Origin of the sequence: uncultured Sphingomonas sp. (genome assembly GCF_964237335.1) — a bacterium.
Taxonomy (GTDB): Bacteria; Pseudomonadota; Alphaproteobacteria; order Sphingomonadales; family Sphingomonadaceae; genus Sphingomonas.
This window is the reverse complement of the sequence record NZ_CAXSHM010000007.1, coordinates 16,302-35,211: the sequence shown is the minus strand read 5'-3', so window position 1 is coordinate 35,211 and position 18,910 is coordinate 16,302. Positions and strand designations below refer to the sequence as shown.

General features: G+C 68.2%; 15 protein-coding genes and 1 pseudogene. 3 read left to right on the top strand and 13 right to left on the bottom strand.

Going from position 1 to position 18,910, the window contains the following annotated elements:
- Positions 1-14 precede the first annotated feature (14 nt).
- The 6 genes from frr to ACFE65_RS05485 all read right to left on the bottom strand — a co-directional run bounded on the left by frr (position 15) and on the right by ACFE65_RS05485 (position 5,522).
- A complete protein-coding gene (gene frr, locus ACFE65_RS05510) occupies positions 15-572 on the bottom strand; it encodes a ribosome recycling factor (protein WP_375381347.1) in 558 nt (185 codons plus the stop codon).
- The gene (gene pyrH, locus ACFE65_RS05505; RefSeq protein WP_375381346.1) at positions 559-1,305 is read right to left on the bottom strand and encodes a UMP kinase; all 747 of its coding nucleotides are present in this window, start codon (positions 1,303-1,305) and stop codon (positions 559-561) included. Before pyrH ends, frr begins: the two co-directional genes overlap by 14 nt.
- Positions 1,306-1,393: 88 nt before the next feature.
- The gene (gene tsf / locus ACFE65_RS05500) at positions 1,394-2,353 is read right to left on the bottom strand and encodes a translation elongation factor Ts (RefSeq protein ID WP_375381345.1); all 960 of its coding nucleotides are present in this window, start codon (positions 2,351-2,353) and stop codon (positions 1,394-1,396) included.
- Between the two features lie 165 nt (positions 2,354-2,518).
- Positions 2,519-3,379, bottom strand: coding sequence for a 30S ribosomal protein S2 (gene rpsB / locus ACFE65_RS05495; protein ID WP_375381344.1), 861 nt, complete (start codon positions 3,377-3,379; stop codon positions 2,519-2,521).
- A 492-nt stretch (positions 3,380-3,871) separates the two neighbouring features.
- Positions 3,872-4,711, bottom strand: a complete 840-nt coding sequence (locus tag ACFE65_RS05490; RefSeq protein WP_375381343.1) for a CDP-alcohol phosphatidyltransferase family protein — start codon at positions 4,709-4,711, stop codon at positions 3,872-3,874.
- A 52-nt stretch (positions 4,712-4,763) separates the two neighbouring features.
- Positions 4,764-5,522, bottom strand: a complete 759-nt coding sequence (locus ACFE65_RS05485; protein ID WP_375381342.1) for a phosphatidylserine decarboxylase — start codon at positions 5,520-5,522, stop codon at positions 4,764-4,766.
- A 134-nt stretch (positions 5,523-5,656) separates the two neighbouring features.
- Here ACFE65_RS05485 and ACFE65_RS05480 point away from each other — a divergent pair, with 134 nt between their 5' ends.
- Complete coding sequence (locus tag ACFE65_RS05480) at positions 5,657-6,877, top strand: NADP-dependent isocitrate dehydrogenase (RefSeq protein WP_375381341.1); 1,221 nt, start codon at positions 5,657-5,659, stop codon at positions 6,875-6,877.
- A gap of 88 nt (positions 6,878-6,965) precedes the next feature.
- Complete coding sequence (locus ACFE65_RS05475; RefSeq protein ID WP_375381340.1) at positions 6,966-7,508, top strand: hypothetical protein; 543 nt, start codon at positions 6,966-6,968, stop codon at positions 7,506-7,508.
- Between the two features lie 28 nt (positions 7,509-7,536).
- Here ACFE65_RS05475 and alaS read toward each other — a convergent pair whose 3' ends face one another.
- From alaS to ACFE65_RS05460, 3 genes are read right to left on the bottom strand one after another with little or no spacing between them, the layout of a single operon-like run.
- Positions 7,537-10,188, bottom strand: coding sequence for an alanine--tRNA ligase (alaS, locus tag ACFE65_RS05470; protein WP_375381339.1), 2,652 nt, complete (start codon positions 10,186-10,188; stop codon positions 7,537-7,539).
- A 9-nt stretch (positions 10,189-10,197) separates the two neighbouring features.
- Positions 10,198-11,121, bottom strand: a complete 924-nt coding sequence (locus ACFE65_RS05465; protein WP_375381338.1) for a diacylglycerol/lipid kinase family protein — start codon at positions 11,119-11,121, stop codon at positions 10,198-10,200.
- A 52-nt stretch (positions 11,122-11,173) separates the two neighbouring features.
- Positions 11,174-12,430, bottom strand: a complete 1,257-nt coding sequence (locus tag ACFE65_RS05460) for a M24 family metallopeptidase (protein WP_375381337.1) — start codon at positions 12,428-12,430, stop codon at positions 11,174-11,176.
- Between the two features lie 231 nt (positions 12,431-12,661).
- On the opposite strand from ACFE65_RS05460, the gene ACFE65_RS05455 reads away from it, so the two are divergent.
- Positions 12,662-13,999, top strand: a complete 1,338-nt coding sequence (locus ACFE65_RS05455; protein ID WP_375381336.1) for a dicarboxylate/amino acid:cation symporter — start codon at positions 12,662-12,664, stop codon at positions 13,997-13,999.
- Positions 14,000-14,115: 116 nt separating this feature from the next.
- Here the strand turns inward: ACFE65_RS05455 and ACFE65_RS05450 are convergent, their stop codons facing one another.
- From ACFE65_RS05450 to ACFE65_RS05435, 4 genes and pseudogenes are all read right to left on the bottom strand, one after another.
- Positions 14,116-14,763 carry a glutathione S-transferase family protein gene (locus ACFE65_RS05450; RefSeq protein WP_375381335.1) on the bottom strand — a complete coding sequence of 216 codons (648 nt, stop codon included), beginning with the start codon at positions 14,761-14,763 and terminating at the stop codon, positions 14,116-14,118.
- Positions 14,764-14,909: 146 nt separating this feature from the next.
- Positions 14,910-16,001, bottom strand: coding sequence for a recombinase RecA (gene recA, locus ACFE65_RS05445; RefSeq protein WP_375381334.1), 1,092 nt, complete (start codon positions 15,999-16,001; stop codon positions 14,910-14,912).
- A 172-nt stretch (positions 16,002-16,173) separates the two neighbouring features.
- Positions 16,174-17,022 carry a 4-(cytidine 5'-diphospho)-2-C-methyl-D-erythritol kinase gene (locus tag ACFE65_RS05440; RefSeq protein ID WP_375381333.1) on the bottom strand — a complete coding sequence of 283 codons (849 nt, stop codon included), beginning with the start codon at positions 17,020-17,022 and terminating at the stop codon, positions 16,174-16,176.
- A 158-nt stretch (positions 17,023-17,180) separates the two neighbouring features.
- Positions 17,181-18,845, bottom strand: a pseudogene (locus ACFE65_RS05435) (4Fe-4S dicluster domain-containing protein).
- Positions 18,846-18,910: the final 65 nt, after the last annotated feature.

Sequence of the window (18,910 nt, the reverse complement as noted above, 5' to 3'; positions counted from 1 at the left end):
AACGGAAGAGAAGATCACTTGCCGAGGATTTCCTTTTCCTTCGCACCCGCCGCCGCGTCCAGTTCGGCGACCGTCGCATCGGTCAGCTTCTGCACCTCGGTCTCGTGACGCTTGCGCTCGTCCTCGCTCAGCACGCTCTTCTTCTCGTCGGTCTTGAGGTTGTCCATCCCGTCGCGGCGCACGTTGCGCACCGCGATCCGCGCCTTTTCGGCATATTGCCCCGCGAGCTTGGCGAGTTCCTTGCGGCGCTCCTCCGTCAGGTCGGGGATCGGCAGACGCAGCGTGGTGCCGTCGCTGATCGGGTTGAGCCCGAGCCCGGCGGAGCGGATCGCCTTTTCGACCGGGCCGACGTTGGTCTTGTCCCACACCTGCACCGACAGCATCCGCGGCTCGGGCACCGACACGGTCGCGACCTGGTTGAGCGGCATGGACGCGCCGTACACCGTCACCTGCACCGGATCGAGCAACGCCGTCGACGCACGGCCGGTGCGAAGCCCGCCCAGATCATGCTTCAACGACTCGACCGCGCCGGCCATGCGGCGTTCGAGGTCGCTCTTGTCATAGGCCGGCATGGATCGGTTCCTTCTCGATGGTCTGCACGATCGTCGACACGCCCTCGCCCGCCAGGACCGCGGCGAGGTTGCCATGGTCGCGGATGTTGAAGACGACGATCGGGATATGATTGTCACGGCACAGCGCGATGGCGCTCGCGTCCATGACCTTCAGGTCGTCGGACAGCACCTTGGAATAACTGACGGTCTCATAGCGGCGCGCGCCCGGCACCTTCTTGGGATCGGCGTCGTACACGCCGTCGACGCTGGTGCCCTTGAATAGCGCGTCGCACTTCATCTCGGCCGCGCGCAGCGCCGCGCCGCTGTCGGTGGTGAAATAGGGGGAGCCGACGCCCGCGGCGAAGATCACGACGCGTCCCTTGGCGAGATGCCGCTCGGCGCGACGGCGGATGAACGGCTCGCAGACCGACGCCATCGGGATCGCCGACTGTACGCGTGTCTCGACGCCGATCTGCTCCAGCGCATTCTGCACAGCGAGCGCGTTCATCACCGTCGCGAGCATGCCCATGTAATCGGCCGTCGCGCGCTCGATGCCCTTGGCGGCGGCGGACAGCCCGCGGAAGATGTTGCCGCCGCCCACCACGACGCACAGTTCGTGCCCCGCGTCGCGGGCATCCTTGATCTCGCCCGCCACCCGCGCCGTCACGGCCGGGTCGATCGCCAAGCCTCCCTCGCCCATCAGGACCTCGCCAGAGAGCTTCAGGAGGATGCGGGTAAAACGCCGGGATGCCATGGCGAAGCGGGTACTCGCGGAGCGCGCGAGGAGCAATGGCTTGCCGTCCGACGTCGCGACGGGGCGGGGCACATCCCCGCCCCCCGGTTCAGGCGGTGGGCTCGGGCTGCGGGTCCGTCTTCTGCGGCACGCCCGACGCGGCCGCGACTTCGGCGGCGAAGTCCGACTGTTCCTTCTCGATCCCCTCACCGAGCTGGAAGCGGACATAATCCTTCAGGACGATCGTCTTGCCGGACTCCTTCGCGGCCTTGGCGACGACGTCCTCGACGGGCGTCTTGTTGTCCATGACGAACAGCTGCGACAGGAGCGCGGCCTCCTTCTTGAACTTGGCGACCGCGCCTTCGACCATCTTCTCGATGATGTTGGCCGGCTTGCCGCTCTCCGCCGCCTTCTCGCGCGCAATGCCGCGCTCGCGCTCGACCACGGCGGAGTCGAGGTGATCGCCGTGCAGCGCCTGCGGAAAGGCCGCGGCGATGTGCATCGCGAGCTGCTTGCCCAACGGCTCCAGCACGTCGGCGCCCGCGTCGGACTCCAGCGCGACGAGAACGCCGATCTTGCCCAAACCGTCGGCCTGTTTGTTGTGAACATAGCCCACAACCGCACCCTGGCTCACCTCGAGCCGGCGGGCACGGCGCAGCGACTGGTTCTCGCCGATCGTCGCGATGTTGTTCGTCAGCACGTCGGTGACGGTCGTGCCGGACGCCATCGCCTCGGCCTTCAGCGCCTCGGCATCGTCGCCGGTGGCGAGCGCAATCTGCGTCACTTCACGGACAAAGGCCTGGAACTGCTCGTTCTTCGCCACGAAATCGGTTTCCGAGTTCACCTCGACGGCCGCTCCCTTCGTGCCGGCGACGGCGACGCCGACCAGCCCCTCGGCGGCGGTGCGGCTCGACTTCTTGGCGGCGGCGGCGAGGCCCTTGGTGCGCAGCCAGTCCATCGCCGCGTCCATGTCGCCGCCCGTCTCGCCCAGCGCCTTCTTGCAGTCCATCATGCCCGCGCCGCTCTTCTCGCGCAGGTCCTTGACCATCGAAGCCGTGATGTCGGCCATGTTCCGTATCCTCTTCTTGATCCCGCTGGGGGGGAGATCGAGCCCGTCAAACAAAACCGTCCGCCCTGAGCCTGTCGAAGGGCTGCCCTTCTTCGGTGACGAAGAAAAGACAGTGCTTCGACAAGCTCAGCACGAACGGGGATAGGAGTCGAAGCTGATTGGGGCTTACGCCGCCGGCTGCGGCTCCGCCTCGGCGCCCGTGAAGTCCGCTTCCGTGACCTGGGCCGCGAGCACGTCGCCCTCGGCGTTCACGTCCGTGTCGATCGGCGCCTCCACGCCCAGCGCGGCCTCCTCGGGCGGCTGCTCCATCGCGCCGAAATCGACGCCGCGGCGCTGTTGCTGCTGCTGGCCGCCACGCGTTGCGGCGATCGCGATCGCCTCGCAATACAGGCGGATGGCACGGCTCGCGTCATCGTTCGCGGGTACCGGGAAGGCGATGCCGTCCGGCGACACGTTCGAATCGAGGATCGCCACGACCGGGATGCCCAGCGTGTTGGCCTCCTTGATCGCGAGCTCCTCCTTGTTGGCGTCGATCACGAACATGACGTCGGGCACGCCGCCCATGTCGCGGATGCCGCCCAGGCTTAACTCCAGCTTGTCGCGCTCGCGGGTGAGCTGCAGCACTTCCTTCTTGGTGAGGCCGCGGGTGTCGCCGGACAACTGCTCCTCCAGCGCCTTCATGCGCTTGATCGAGTTGGAGATCGTCTTCCAGTTGGTGAGCATGCCGCCCAGCCAGCGATGGTTGACAAAATGCTGCCCGGACTTGCGTGCCGAATCGGCGATCGGCTCCTGCGCTTGGCGCTTGGTGCCCACGAACAGGACCTTGCCGCCGCCGGCCACCGCCGACGACACGAATTCGAGTGCGCGCGCGAACAGCGGGACGGTCTGCGACAAGTCGAGGATATGGACGCCGTTGCGGTCCCCAAAGATGTAGGGCTTCATCTTCGGGTTCCAGCGGTGCGTCTGGTGTCCGAAGTGCGCGCCGGTTTCGATCAGCTGCTGCATGCTGACGACAGGTGCCGCCATAGGGATAAATCCTTCCGGTTGTGCCTCTGGGAAGCGGATGACCCCGGATCAGGAACCCAGCAAACTACTGTTCTGCTGAGACCCTGAGTCCAGAGCACCGGGCTATGATGCCTCCCGTGCGGGTTTGAGAGCGGGGCGTCTAGCCTTTGTCCCATCCGAAAACAAGTATTGACGATCGGAACGGAATGGGAACATATGATGATCATACCGAATGGCGATTCGCAGGGATCGTGCAAAATACCGGTAACCTGAAGCAATCAGGTCGAAATATGGATCAAGGACAGGGAACCGTCGAAGAATATGGTGGTTCGCCACCATTGAAGTCGACGTCACAGCCTAAGGAGGCGGACATGATTACGCAGCTTGTCGGTACGGTGGTGTTTTCGGGGGCGGCAGGATTGGCAGGGTCGACGATATGGTCGTCGGTCGCGCCGCAATGGCAGAGGATCGCGCGTCTCGCCGTTGGCATTCCGGAAGTGTCGTACGCTCCGCTCAGCCAGCTTGTCCAGGCAGAACGTCGGATCGCCGTACGCCGCTGGTCTTCCCCAGTGCGGTTGCCGCTTGCATGGCGCGAAGTCGCCTGACCCGCGCGTAGCCGACGGTGCTGAACGGCATCGTCGCTATGTACACGAATGAGATTACGCTCAACGTCATCCATGGTGCTGACACGAGTGCGGCACCCAGGATGACGACGGCAGCCAGTGCCTCGAACCGGATCGTCCTGCGCAGGCGCATCGACCCCCAGGAGTAGGTGGGGACGCTCGACACCATCAGGAGTGCGACCAGCGCCACCCAGGGCGCGACCAGATAAGGCGATCGCAGCAGCGGTTCGCCCGTCGCATTCCACAGGAACATCGGCAACATGGCAAGTCCGGCGGCCGTGGGCGCGGGAACGCCGGTTAGGAAGCCGGCGGACTTGTGCGGTTGTTCCGACGTGTCGATGTTGGCGTTGAACCGCGCGAGCCGCAGCGCGCAGAAGACCGCCAGCATCAGCGAGCACATCCACCCGAGCCCCGGCATGGTCACGAGCGACCATAGATACAGGATCAGCGCCGGCGCGACCCCGAACGAGATCGCGTCCGACAGCGAATCGAGCTCCGCACCAAACCGGCTCTCGCCATGCAGCATCCGCGCGATCCGCCCGTCGATCCCGTCGAGCACGCCGGCCACCAGCACCATCGTGACGGCCAGCTCCCACCGCGCGGCGATGCCGAACCGGACGCCGCTGAGCCCGAAACACAGCGCCAGTGCGGTCACCGCATTGGGCGCGACGGATCGCAGCGGCAGCCCGGGCCGTGGCGGGCGCGGAATACGTCGAACGGGGATCCTCACCGGCGATCACCCGCCGTTCGTCGAGAAGCAACGACTGCATCGGGCTTCGTATTCACTGCGCGATCCCGGTCACGGACGCGCCGCCGATCCGTCCGATCACGGTCTCACCCGCCAGCGTCCGCTGTCCCAGCACCACCTGGGGGGTCACATCGTCCGGCAGATACACGTCCAGGCGGCTGCCGAACCGGATCAGCCCGATCCGCTGCCCGCTCGCCACCATGTCGCCCGGCTTCACGAAACCGACGATCCGCCGCGCGACGAGGCCGGCGATCTGGGTGAAGCCGATCCGGCGCGTCAGGCCGTTCGCGTCGGGATGGCCCTGGACGACGAAATGCTGGCGCTCATTCTCCTCGCTCGCCTTGTCGAGGTCCGCGTTGAGGAACTTGCCCGATATGTAGACGACCTGGGTGATCGTGCCCGCGATCGGCGTGCGGTTGATGTGGACGTCGAACACCGACATGAAGATCGACACGCGGACCAGCGCGGCCGATCCGCCATGCTCGACCCCGATCCCGTTGGGGCCGTCGAGCTCGCGCGGGACAGCCACGCGCTGGATCATGGTCACCAGGCCATCCGCCGGCGCGATCACCAGTCCCTCGCCCTGCGGCGTGACGCGGATCGGGTCGCGGAAGAAGGTCGCTACCCAGATGGCGAGCCCGACCAGCGGCCAGAACAACACGTTCCAGACCAGCAACGACAGCAGCGCGATCCCCACGGCGATGGCGACGAACACGCGGCCCTTGGGATGAACGGACGGGAAGCGCCACTTGACGGTAGAGGTGACGACGGGCGGCTTTTCTAACGATGGCATAGCGACCGGGTCTAGCGACCGGGCGGGACGGATTCAATCGACCTGCGCCCTGGCGAGGTCCGCGATGCCTGTCGCCTTGATCCCGACCGCACCGCCGCCTAGACGCCGGCCATCCCCCTCATCAGGAAGTGTCCATGGCAAAGATCAAGGTGAAGACGCCCGTCGTCGAGATCGACGGCGACGAGATGACGCGGATCATCTGGGAATGGATCCGCGAACGCCTGATCAAGCCCTATCTCGATATCGACCTCGACTATTACGACCTCGGCATCGAGAAGCGCGACGAGACGAACGACCAGATCACCATCGATTCAGCCTATGCGACGCAGAAATACGGCGTCGCGGTCAAATGCGCGACGATCACGCCCGACGAGGCGCGCGTGAAGGAGTTCGGCCTCAAGCAGATGTGGAAATCGCCCAACGGCACGATCCGCAACATCCTGGGTGGCACGATCTTCCGAGAGCCGATCGTCATCAGCAACGTGCCGCGGCTGATCCCCGGCTGGACGCACCCGATCGTCGTCGGCCGCCACGCCTTCGGCGACCAGTATCGCGCGACCGACTATAAGGTGCCTGGCCCCGGCAAGCTGCGGCTGGTGTTCGAGGGCGACGATGGCACGGTCATCGATCGCGAGGTCTACCAGTTCAAGGCGGCGGGCGTCGCGCTCGCGATGTACAACCTCGACGATTCGATCCGCGACTTCGCGCGCGCATCGATGCACTATGGCCTGAACCTCAAGTGGCCGGTGTACCTGTCGACCAAGAACACGATCCTGAAAGCCTATGATGGCCGCTTCAAGGACCTGTTCGCCGAGGTGTTCGAGGCCGAGTTCGCCGACAAGTTCAAGGCGGCGGGCATCGTCTACGAGCATCGCCTGATCGACGACATGGTCGCCTCCGCGCTCAAGTGGAACGGCGAGTTCGTGTGGGCGTGCAAGAACTACGACGGCGACGTACAGTCCGACCAGGTGGCGCAGGGCTTCGGCTCGCTCGGCCTGATGACGTCGGTGCTGCTCAGCCCCGACGGCAAGACGGTGGAGGCGGAGGCGGCGCACGGCACCGTCACCCGCCACTTCCGCCAGCACGAGGCGGGCAAGGCGACGTCGACCAACCCGATCGCGTCGATCTTCGCCTGGACCGGCGGGCTCAAGTACCGCGGCAAGTTCGACGACACGCCCGACGTCACCCGCTTCGCCGAGACGCTGGAGCGCGTCTGCGTCGAGACGGTGGAGAAGGGCGACATGACCAAGGACCTCGCCATCCTGATCGGCCCCGATCAGCGCTGGATGACGACGGAGCAGTTCTTCGAGGCGGTGCGGCTGAACCTCGAGACCGCCATGGCGAGCTGGGCCTGAGCCGCGACGAGCGGGGCCGCGGCGCGGGAACCGGGCGGAAACCTTTGTCGTTCGTTCCGGGTGACCAACCACTCGGGAGACGAATGACATGGTGACCATCCCGCTCATCGCCGCAGCCCTGCTCGCTGGCGCACAGACCACGCCGCCGCAGACGCAGCCCGCCGCGCCCGCCGCCGGAACCGCTGCGGCCACGCCGACCGTCGAGGCGGCGGTGTCGGACCAGGCGGGCATGCCGGTTGGCACCATCACCCAGATCAACGGCAACATCGTCGTGATCGACACCGGCACCATCAAGGCCGGTGTGCCGCTCGCCGCCGTCGGTCCCGGGCCGAGCGGTGGTCTGATCACGACCGTGACCAAGGTGCAGCTCGAAGCGGCCGCCGCGCAGAATGCGGCACAGCTCAAGGCGCTGCTCGTCGCTGGAACGAGCGTCCACGCCAGTGACGAGACGACCGCGGTCGGCACGATCAAGACCGCCGATGCGCAGTTCGTGACGCTGACGACGCCCAAAGGCGACGTACGCTTCCCCGCCGGCGCCTTCGCCGCGCGGCCGAGCGGACTGATCGTGTCGATGACCCCGGATCAGTTCAACGCGGCGGTGGCCCAGTCTCTGGGCGCATCGGCGAAATAGCCACTGTCGCGACGGTCTGGCCCAAGAGTCAGGCCGTCGCTTTCCGTTCCGTCAGTCCGGCGCGGACCGCGTCCAGGGCCTCCGCCGCCTTACGTCCGTCCGGCCCCCCGCCTTGCGCCATGTCCGGCCGACCGCCGCCACCCTGGCCCCCAAGCACCGCCACCGCGCGACGCAGCAGGTCGACCGCGTCCCACTGCCCGACCAGGTCCGCGGTGACGCCGACCGCCACCGACGCGCGGCCGTCGTTGATGGCGATGATGGCGGCGATCCCACTGCCGATCCGCCCCTTCGCGTCGTCCACTGCCCCACGCAGGCCCTTGGCGTCGAAGCCGTCGAGCACCTGGCCGACGAAGGCGATCTCGCCGATCCGCTCCGGACCGGCCGGACCGTTCGACCCGCCACCGGTCGCCAGCGCCTTCTTCGCGTCGGCCAGTTCGCGCTCCAGCCTGCGCCGGTCCTCGATCAGCGCCGCCACCCGCGCGGGCACCTCGTCCGGCGTCGAGCGCAGCGCGGCGGCCGCCTCGCGCAGCACCTCGTCGCGGCGCGAGAACCACGCCCGCGCCGCCTCGCCCGTCAGCGCCTCGACGCGGCGGACGCCCGAGGCGACCGCGCCCTCGCCGATCACCTTGAACAGTCCGATTTCGCCCAGCGCGCCGACATGCGTGCCGCCGCACAGCTCCAGCGAGTAGGTCCCGTCCGCATCCTCGCCCATCGAGACGACCCGAACCTCGTCGCCATATTTCTCGCCGAACAACGCCATCGCGCCTTCCGCAATCGCCTCGTCCGGGGTCATCAGCCGGGTGACGACCGCGCCGTTGCCGCGCACCTGCCCGTTCACGCGGGCCTCGACCTCGGCGATGTCGGCCGGCGTCATCGCGACGGGTTGCGAGAAGTCGAAGCGGAGCCTGTCGGGTGCGACGAGCGAGCCCTTCTGCGCTACATGCGTGCCGAGCCGCTGGCGCAGCGCCTCATGCAGCAGGTGCGTCGCGGAGTGATTGGCCCGGATCGCGGCGCGCCGGCCGGTGTCGATCGCCAGCCTCACCGCGTCGCCGACCCGGATCGTCCCCGCCTCCACCAGCGTGTGGTGGACCCAGATGCGGCCGAGCTGCTTGCTGGTCTCCGACACCCGCGCGCGCAGCCCGGCATCGCTGGCGATCGTGCCCGCATCGCCGACCTGCCCGCCGCTTTCGCCGTAGAAGGGCGTCTGGTTGACGACCACCGACACCGTGTCGCCGACGGTCGCGTGATCGACGCGCGCGCCGTCGCGCACCAGCGCGACCACCTCGGCCTCGCCGGTGTCGGCGGCATAGCCGGTGAACTCGGTCGAGCCATGCGCCTCGGCGATGTCGAACCACAGGTCCGCGGATGCACTCGCGCCCGATCCCTTCCACGCCGCCCGCGCGGCGCGCTTCTGCTCCGCCATCGCGGTGTCGAAGCCGGCGCGATCGACCGCCAGCCCCTGCGCCCCCAACGCGTCCTCGGTCAGATCATACGGAAAGCCGAACGTGTCGTAGAGCCGGAACGCTGTCTCGCCCGCAAGCGTGCCGCCCGGCGCCAGCCCCGCCGTCGCCTCGTCCAGCAGCTTCAGGCCGCGGTCGAGCGTCTGGCGGAAGCGCGTCTCCTCCTGGTGCAGCGTCGCCTCGATCAGCGGCTGCGCGCGGAGCAGTTCGGGATAGGCACCACCCATTTCGGCGATCAGCGCCGGCACCAGCCGGTCCATCAACGGCTCGATGGCGCCGAGCAGATGCGCGTGCCGCATCGCGCGGCGCATGATCCGGCGCAGGACGTAGCCGCGCCCCTCGTTGGCCGGCAGCACGCCATCGGCGACCAGGAAGCCCGACGCGCGCAGGTGATCGGCGATCACGCGGTGGCTTGCTAGGTTCGCGCCCTCCGCCCTGGTGTGCGTCAGCGCCTCCGACGCGGCGATCAGCGCACGGAACGTATCAGTGTCATAATTGTCGTGGACGCCCTGCAGCACCGCCGCGACACGCTCCAGCCCCATGCCGGTGTCGATCGACGGGCGCGGCAGGTTGCCGGTGATCTCGTTCGCTTCCTGCTCATACTGCATGAAGACGAGGTTCCAGATCTCGACGAACCGATCCCCGTCCTCGTCCGGCGATCCGGGCGGGCCGCCAGCGATATGGTCGCCGTGATCGTAGAAGATCTCCGAGCACGGTCCGCACGGCCCGCTGTCGCCCATCGCCCAGAAATTGTCCTTGGTCGGGATGCGGATGATGCGGCTCTGCGGCAGCAGCTTCGTCCAGAGGCCGTACGCCTCGTCGTCGGTGTGGTAGACGGTGGCGGTCAGCCGCTCCGCCGGGATGCCCCACTCCTTCGTCAACAGGTTCCACGCGAGCGTGATCGCGCGTTCCTTGAAGTAATCGCCGAACGAGAAATTACCGAGCATCTCGAAGAACGTATGGTGGCGCGCGGTGTAGCCGACGTTGTCGAGGTCGTTGTGCTTGCCGCCCGCGCGCACGCATTTCTGCGACGAGGTCGCGGTGCTGTACGGCCGGGACTCCAGCCCCGTGAACACGTTCTTGAACGGCACCATGCCCGCGTTCACGAACATCAGCGTCGGGTCGTTCTGCGGCACCAGCGGCGCGGACGGCACGATGCGATGACCCTCGCCGCCGAAATAATCGAGGAAGCCGCGGCGGATGTCGTTGGTCGAGATCATGCCAGCGGCCTAGTGGAACGGCCCGCCCCGCTCAAGGCTGCGGCTGGTAGGCGCGACCACCGTCAACGCGCGCGCCCGGCTCTCGAAGCGTAGCGGCATGGCGAGCCGCACGACCTCGCCATCCAGCGCAACATCGATATGCCGCGAGCGGCCCTCGGCCGCGAACGCCGCGTGATCGCCTATCGCGGCAAAATCCCGCTCCCGATCGGCACGCCCCAGCACCGCGCGCATGGCGAACCCGGCGAGCGCGAGCCGGCGGCGGGAGGCGACCGCATAGATCGACAGCCTGCCGTCATCGAGCGCGGACCGTCGCCCGACAGAGCCCGGATCGAGCGAATAGCGGTTGTTGCCGACGAACAGCAGCGGCGTCACGATCGGACGGCTGTCGCCGGGCAGCACCAGCCGCAGCCGATGGTGGCGCATCCGCCGAAGCGCGCCCAGCGCGGCCGGCAGCGCGGCGAGCCACTTGGGCGCGGCGATCCCGTCCCGTCCGCGCACCAGCGCCGGGTAGAGGCCGATGGAGGCGTTGTTGACGAACGCCCGCCCGTTCACGCGACCGAGGTCGATGGTGCGCGCGGGTCGCTCCCCGATCAGCCGCGCCGCCGCGAGCAGGTCCCGGGGCACGCCGAGTTCGAGCGCAAGGTGGTTGCGCGTGCCGAGCGCCAGGATGCCGAGCGCGGTCGGCGTTCCCGCCAGCGCGCCGGCCGCGCCGCCCAGCGTCCCGTCGTGGCCGCCGACGACGACCACCGGCGCACCGACGAGCGCCGCCGCCCGGCCGGCGATCGCAGCACCGGCCAGCAGTTCGAGCGCGATCGGGACCCCGGCCTCCTCGAACGCGGCCTCCACATCGTGGCGCAGACGGCCGCCGAGCCGGCGAGCGGTGCCGCCCGCAACGTTGACGAGGACCGGCACGCGAGCCGTGTCGCGGGTCATCCGGCGCCCTGATCGTCGGCCGCCCCCGCTCGTGCCTCAAACCGTACCGCCCTCAAACCGGCGCGTCGATCGAGGCGGGTGGTTCGCTGAACCAGCGCGGGCCTGCGTCGGTCATGTGGAAACAATCCTCCAGCCGCACGCCGAAGCGCCCGGGCAGGTACAGCCCCGGTTCGTCGGAGAAGCACATGCCGGCCGCCAGCGGCATCGTCTCGCCATGAACGAGGTTGACCGGCTCGTGCCCGTCGAGGCCGATGCCGTGGCCCGTCCGGTGCGACAGGCCGGGCAGCTTGTATCCCGGACCGTAGCCGAGCGACGTATAGTAGCCGCGCACCGCATCGTCGACGCTGCCCGCCGGCGCGCCGATCCGGGCGGCGGCGAGCGCGACCTGCTGCCCGCGATGCACCTGGTCCCACACGGTGCGGACGTCGGCGGGCACCGCGCCGGTCGGCACCCACGTCCGCGACACATCGGACTGATAGCCCTGTACCGTGCAGCCGCAGTCCATCAGCAGCGGCAACCCGTCGGCGACGCGATGCACTTCGCGGCTGCCGTGCGGCAGCGCGGCGGCGGGACCGATCAGCGCGAGGGCGAACTCGGGCGCCCCGCCCAGCTTGCGCGTCGCGGCGTCCATCAGCGCGGAGATGTCCGGCCCGGTCATGCCGCGCTCCACCCTCGCGTGCACCCAGCGATAGGCGGCGATCGTCACGTCGGTGGCTACCTGCATCAGCGCGATCTCGGCCGGCGTCTTCACCATGCGGCAGCCGCGCACGACCGGGTCGGCGCTGACCGTTTTTGTCTCGGGCAGGACGCGGCGGAGGCCATCGGCGATGAAGAAGCGCACCGTCTCCTCCACCCCGATCGACCCGGCGCCGAGCCGCCGATCGCGCAGGAAGCCCGCGACGACGGCCATCGGATCGGCGTCCTCCTGCCACACGCGGACCTCGGCGGGGACGGCGAGGCTCTCGCGCACCGACGGCTCCTCGAAGAACGGCGTGACGAGGCAGGGCTCGCCCTCGACCGGCAACACCGCAAGCGTCGGGCGTTCGCTGCGATGCCAGGCGACGCCCGTGAAATAGATCATGGACGATCCGGGCTCGATCAGCACCGCCACCAAGCCGTTCGCTCGCATCAGTGCCTGGGCTCGCGAAAGGCGAAGGCGGCGCTCGTCGGGGCCGATCGGGATGGTGGCGGTGGTGAGGTCGTGCAGGGCCGACAAGTCCGGCTCTGCCGCACGCAGGATCGAGGCGGTCTGGAGGAGCGGCAGGGCGGCCGCACCGGCGAGGACCGCGCGTCGGGTCAGGTCAGACAACGACAGCCGCCTCCTCAACGGTCGGGATCAATCCCGCCCCAGTCCGTTCGTGCTGAGCTTGTCGAAGCACTGCTTTCTCCCGAGCCTGTAAAGACGGCCCTTCGACAAGCTCAGGGCGAACGGTTGAGGGTGGTGGACGCCATGGACGCCGCGCGCGGAGCGTACGGCGCTTGACCGCGGCGCGGCAATCCCCTTCCCTGTCGGCTCGCCTCACCCGGGATCGTACATCGCATGCGCAGCCGCCTGACCTTCTGGATCGTCATCGCACTGGTCGCCGGGCTCGTCGTCGGCTGGGGGCTGCATCGCGCGATCGACGACGGCAGCACGGCATCGGCCGAACGGCTGGCGAGGATCGCGGGCTATCTGTCGATCCTGACGCAGTTGTTCCTGCGGCTCATCAAGATGATCATCGCGCCGCTGGTCTTCTCGACGCTCGTGGTCGGCATCGCGCACATGGGCGACACGTCGGCGCTCGGCCGCGTCGGCTTGCGTGCGCTCGCCTGGTTCCTGGGCGCGAGCCTCGTGTCGCTGCTGCTCGGGCTCGTGCTGGTCAATCTGATCCAGCCCGGCGTCGGCCTCGCGCTGCCGCTGCCGCCTGTCACCGCCAGCGCGGGCGTCGACCGTGCAAGCTTCGACGCCGCCAAGTTCGTCGCCCACATCGTGCCGCAGTCGATGGTGGAGGCGATGGCGAACAACGAGATCCTCGAGATCGTCGTCTTCTCCGTCTTCGTCGGCGTCGCGATCACCGCGGTGGGCGAGCGGGCGCAGCCGCTGGTGCGCGCGTCCGAGGCGCTGGTGGCGGTGATGCTGCAGATCACCGACTATGTCATGCGCGTGGCGCCCTTCGCCGTGTTCGCCGCGGTCGCCTCGACGCTCGCGGAGCGGGGCCCGGGCGTGCTGCGCGACCTCGCCTGGTTCATGGGCAGCTTCTACCTCGGCTTGGGCCTCCTGTGGTGCCTTCTGGTCGCGGCCGGGTTCGCGGTCGTCGGCCCGCGCATCGTGCATCTGGTCCGCTACATCCGCGAGCCGCTGATCCTCGCCTTCACCACCGCCTCGTCGGAGGCGGCGCTGCCCCGCACGCTGGAGGCGCTCGACCGGTTCGGGGTGCCGCCCCGGATCGCGAGCTTCGTGCTACCGCTCGGCTATTCGTTCAACCTCGACGGGTCGATGATGTACATGACGTTCGCGTCGCTGTTCATCGCGCAAGCCTATGGCATCCATCTGCCGCTCGGCGAGCAGGTGGCGATGCTGCTCGTGCTGATGGTGACGTCCAAGGGCATCGCCGGCGTGCCGCGCGCGAGCCTGGTGGTGATCGCCGCCACCCTGTCGCAGTTCAACATCCCGGAGGCCGGCCTGCTGCTGATCCTGGCGGTGGACCATTTCCTCGACATGGGCCGGTCCGCCACGAACGTCATCGGCAACGCGATCGCCGCCAGCGTCGTCGCGCGGTGGGAGGGCAGACTGGGCGCATTGCGCGAACCGGACATCGTGCCCGCGACCGCGCCGTCAGGCCACGGGCCGTTGATCGACGACCGCAGCTTCGACGAGATCGGGCGGACGTCTCGGTAAGGTAGTTCCCAGACCGTTCGTGCTGAGCTTGTCGAAGCACCGCTCTTCTTGCTGCGATAAGCGAGCCTCCTCCGACTGGCTGCAACGGCAATAGCTCAGCCAGACGGAGAGTGGGATCACGCGTAGGCGTAGGGTCCCCCCGCGGCCAGCGCGCGCTGGTACGCGGGCCGGGCGTGGACCTTGTCGAGCCACGCGATCGTGTGCGGACGCGTGGCGTTCAGTCCGCCGCGACTGCGCGCCGCCTCCAGCGGGAAGCTCATCATGACGTCTGCGCCCGTCAACTCGTCGCCGGCGAACCAGGGCCGCTGCGCCAGTTCCTGCTCGATATAGTCGAGGTGGACGTCAATCATCGGCTGCACCTTCTTGGCCGCCAAGCCGCCGACGACCGGGATCCGGCTCAACACCAGCAGCAGGAGCAGCGGGGGCATTACCGACCCTTCGGCATAGTGGAGGAAGTATCGGTAGCGCAGCACCGCGTCGCGGTGCGCCGGGGGGCCGAGCCGGCCGTCCGCCTTTTCGACCAGATACTCGATGATCGCGCCCGTCTCGGCCACCACGACGCCCCCCTCGCCAGAGACGCCGACGGCGTCCACGATCACCGGCGACTTGCCGAGCGGGTGGATGCGCTTCAGCTCCGGCGGCGCGAGCATCGTCGCCTTGTTCCGCTCGTACCGTTTCACCTCATAGGGCAGGCCGAGCTCCTCGAGCATCCACAACACGCGCTGCGACCGGCTGTTCTCGAGATGGTGGACGGTGATCGTCATGCGGGCTCCTCCGGGATGGCGGCGAACGCGTGACGTTCGCGCGAGTGACGTGAGATGGATCGGCGAGGCAACGCCCCCGGACGCGCGAAGGGCCCGCCGTCGCCGGCGAGCCCTCCACTATCGATCAACTTGAGGATCGCCGCAGATCACACATCGTCCTCGGCGTCGGGACCGACCATGAGCGCTTCGCTCACCTTCTCCGTCCGCTGGCGGATCGCTTTTTCCAGCCGGTCGGCCATGTCGGCGTTCTCTCGCAGGAACGTCTTGGCGTTCTCGCGTCCCTGCCCGATCCGGACGCTGTCGTAGCTGAACCAGCTGCCCGACTTCTCGACCAGCCCCGCCTTGACGCCGAGATCGAGGATCTCGCCGATCTTGGAGATGCCCTCGCCGTACATGATGTCGAACTCGACCTGCTTGAACGGCGGCGCGACCTTGTTCTTCACCACCTTCACGCGGGTCGCGTTGCCGACGATGTCCTCGCGGTCCTTGATCTGGCCGGTGCGGCGGATGTCGAGGCGGACGCTGGCGTAGAACTTGAGCGCGTTGCCGCCGGTCGTCGTCTCCGGATTGCCGTACATCACGCCGATCTTCATGCGCAGCTGGTTGATGAAGATGACCATGCAGCGCGAGCGGCTGATCGATCCGGTCAGCTTGCGCAGCGACTGGCTCATCAGCCGCGCCTGCAGGCCGACGTGGCTGTCGCCCATCTCGCCCTCGATCTCCGCGCGCGGGACAAGCGCGGCGACGGAGTCGATCACCAGCACGTCGATGGCGTTGGAGCGGACCAGCGTGTCGACGATCTCCAGCGCCTGCTCGCCCGTGTCCGGCTGCGACACGATCAGCTCGTCGATGTTGACGCCCAGCTTCTTGGCATAGACGGGGTCGAGCGCATGTTCGGCATCGACGAACGCGGCGGTGCCGCCGCCCTTCTGCGCCTCGGCGATGACATGGAGCGCCAGCGTCGTCTTGCCCGACGATTCAGGGCCGTACACCTCGATCACCCGACCGCGCGGCAGGCCGCCGACGCCGAGCGCGATGTCGAGCCCAAGCGACCCGGTCGAGATCGTCTCGACCTCCATCGACTGCTTGGAGCCCAGCTTCATCGCCGAGCCCTTGCCGAAGGCGCGGTCGATCTGCGCCAGCGCGGCGTCGAGCGCCTTCTGCCGGTCCGTGCTTGCGGTCGCGGCCGCCTTCTCGTTCGCCATGCCCGTGTCGATCACCTTGAGAGAGGCAGCCATCAGCCCGATCCTTTGCTAGAACAGCCGCGCCATGGGTTCAACGCGTCGATGACGCATGTATCCGTTCTGTTCTGGCAGAACAAGAGTGGAACATCGTATTATTCCGTTCGATGGCGTGGAGTGCCGGCCGTCTCGTCGCAGCGTCGCGGTCGTGGCCTGCTATTCGATCGGATCATGCCAGGGCCGTCTCCAGCGCCCACCAATCGGGGTGCTCCGTCCTTAGCGCAGCAGCGGCGGAGTGGCGGTCCGCGGGCGAGTCGAACAAGGCCAGGCAGGTGGCGCCCGACCCGGACATGCGGACGAACGCGGCGCCCGGCCGCGCCTCCAGCCACGCGAGCAGGTCGGCGATGACGGGCGCAGTCGCGATCGCGGGCGCGGCGAGATCGTTGCGGCCGGCGCGGGCGCGCGTCATCACGTCGCCTTCCCTCGCGACGCCGCCGCGGTCCACGCCGTCCCAGCCGGCGAACACTGGTCCGGTAGCGACCGCGACGCGCGGGTTGACGAGCAGCGCGGGCATGCCGCCCAGCGGCTCGAGCGGGATCAGATCGTCGCCGCGTCCGGTGCCCAATGCGGTCCGACCGAGCAGGCAGGCGGGAACGTCGGCTCCGAGCGCGCGCGCGACCGCGACGAGCCCGGTGTCCCCCGCCTCGACCCCATGCAGCCGTGCGAGCGCGCGCAACGTCGCCGCCGCATCCGCCGAACCGCCGCCGATCCCCGATGCGATCGGCAGGATCTTCTCCAGCGCGATAGCATGCGCGGTGTCGGGCGCGAACGCATCGACGAACGCGCGGGCGGCGCGGGTGACGAGGTTGTCGCCCTCGCCCGATAGCGCCGACGCGAACGGCCCGGTCATCACGAACGAATCGGTTTCCGCCGGAGCGGCCGTCACCACGTCGCCGTCTCGCGCGAACGCGAACAGCGTCTCCAGCTCGTGGTAGCCGTCCGCGCGGCGGCGGCGGACGTGGAGCGCCAGGTTGAGCTTGGCGGGGGCGATCTCCACGATCACGTCGTTATCCAGCATCGTCCGGATCGCCCTTTCCTAGTCACCGCCGCCTTGAGCCGGTGTCCCGCCGTTACCTTCGGGTTTCGAAGAAGAAGCGGGCCCCCGGGTCAAGCCCGGGGTGACGGCGTGTGGACGGGGTGACGGGCCAACCGCCGCACTACGCTACGGCGAGGTGCCTACATGTTGGGGTAGTTCGGTCCTCCGCCGCCTTCGGGCACCACCCAGTTGATGTTCTGCGTCGGGTCCTTGATGTCGCACGTCTTGCAGTGGACGCAGTTCTGCGCATTGATGACGAAGCGCGGCTCATTCGTGTCCTGCCCCACCACCTCGTACACGCCGGCCGGGCAATATCGCTGCGCCGGCTCGTCGTACATCGGAAGGTCGTACTCGATCGGAACCGCGGGATCGCGCAGCGTCAGGTGGACCGGCTGATCCTCCTCGTGGTTGGTGTTGGACAGGAACACCGACGACAGGCGATCGAACGTCAGCTTGCCGTCGGGCTTGGGATAGTCGATCGGCTTGACCAGGTCCTTGCGCCACAGGCTCTCGTGATCGGGGTGGTGCTTCATCGTGAAGGGCATCTTGAGGCCGAAATGCTCGAGCCACATGGTGATGCCCGACAGGCCCGAGCCGACGAAGTCGCCGAACTTCTTGACGATCGGCACGACGTTTCGGACGATCGAAAGCTCCTTGTGCAGCCAGCTCGCCTCGAACGCGGCGGGATAAGCGGACAGCTCGTCGCCCGAGCGCCCGGCCTGGACCGCGTCGAACGCCGCTTCCGCCGCCATCATGCCCGACTTCATCGCGCCGTGCGTGCCCTTGATGCGCGGCACGTTGAGGAAACCCGCCGAGCAGCCGATCAGCGCACCACCCGGGAAGGTCAGCTTGGGGATCGACTGCAACCCGCCGTCGTTGATCGCCCGCGCGCCGTAGGACACGCGCTTGCCGCCTTCCAGGAGCTCGCGCACCGCCGGGTGCGTCTTCCACCGCTGCATCTCGCTGAACGGCGACAGATGCGGATTGGTGTAGGACAGCCAGGTGACGAAGCCGATCGACACCTGCCCGTTGGCCTGATGATAGATCCAGCCGCCGCCGTTCGACCCATCGGTCTCGCTGAGCGGCCAGCCCTGGGTGTGGATCACGCGGCCGGGATGGTGCTTCTCGGGCGCTAGGTCCCACAGCTCCTTCACGCCCAGGCCGTACACCTGAGGCTGCGCGTCGCGCGCGAGGTCGAAGGTGCGGATCAGCTCCTTGGTCAGATGCCCGCGCACCCCTTCCGCCAGCACGGTCTATTTCGCGTCCCCCTCCAGTCCCGCCTGCCCGTCGGCCCTGCGCGTGCCGTCGCGCGCGACGCCCATGTCGCCGGTCGCGACGCCCTTCACCGACCCGTCGTCGTTGAACAGCACCTCGGCGGCGGCAAACCCTGGGAAGATTTCCACGCCTAACTCCTCCGCCCGCCCGGCCAGCCAGCGGCACAGATTGCCGAGCGAGCAGGTATACGTCCCCTCGTTGTGCAGGAACGGCGGCGTCCACAGGTGCGGCAGGACGTATTTCTTGCCCTTGGTCAGCACCCAATGGAGGTTTTCCGTCACCGGCGTCTCGGCCAGCGGACAATCGGTGTCGCGCCAGTCGGGCAGCAGTTCGTCCATCGCGCGCGGATCGATCACCGCGCCCGACAGGATGTGCGCGCCGACCTCCGATCCTTTCTCCAGCACGCAGACCGACAGCTCGCCGCCCCGTTCGGCCGCCGCCAGTTGCTTCAACCGGATCGCGGCCGTCAGCCCTGCCGGGCCGGCGCCGACGATCACCACATCATAGGGCATCGACTCGCGTTCGGACATCACTCAAACTCTCTCTCGCTCGGCATACCGCATCTTCGACGCGGCTCCGCCACACTCCATCCTAT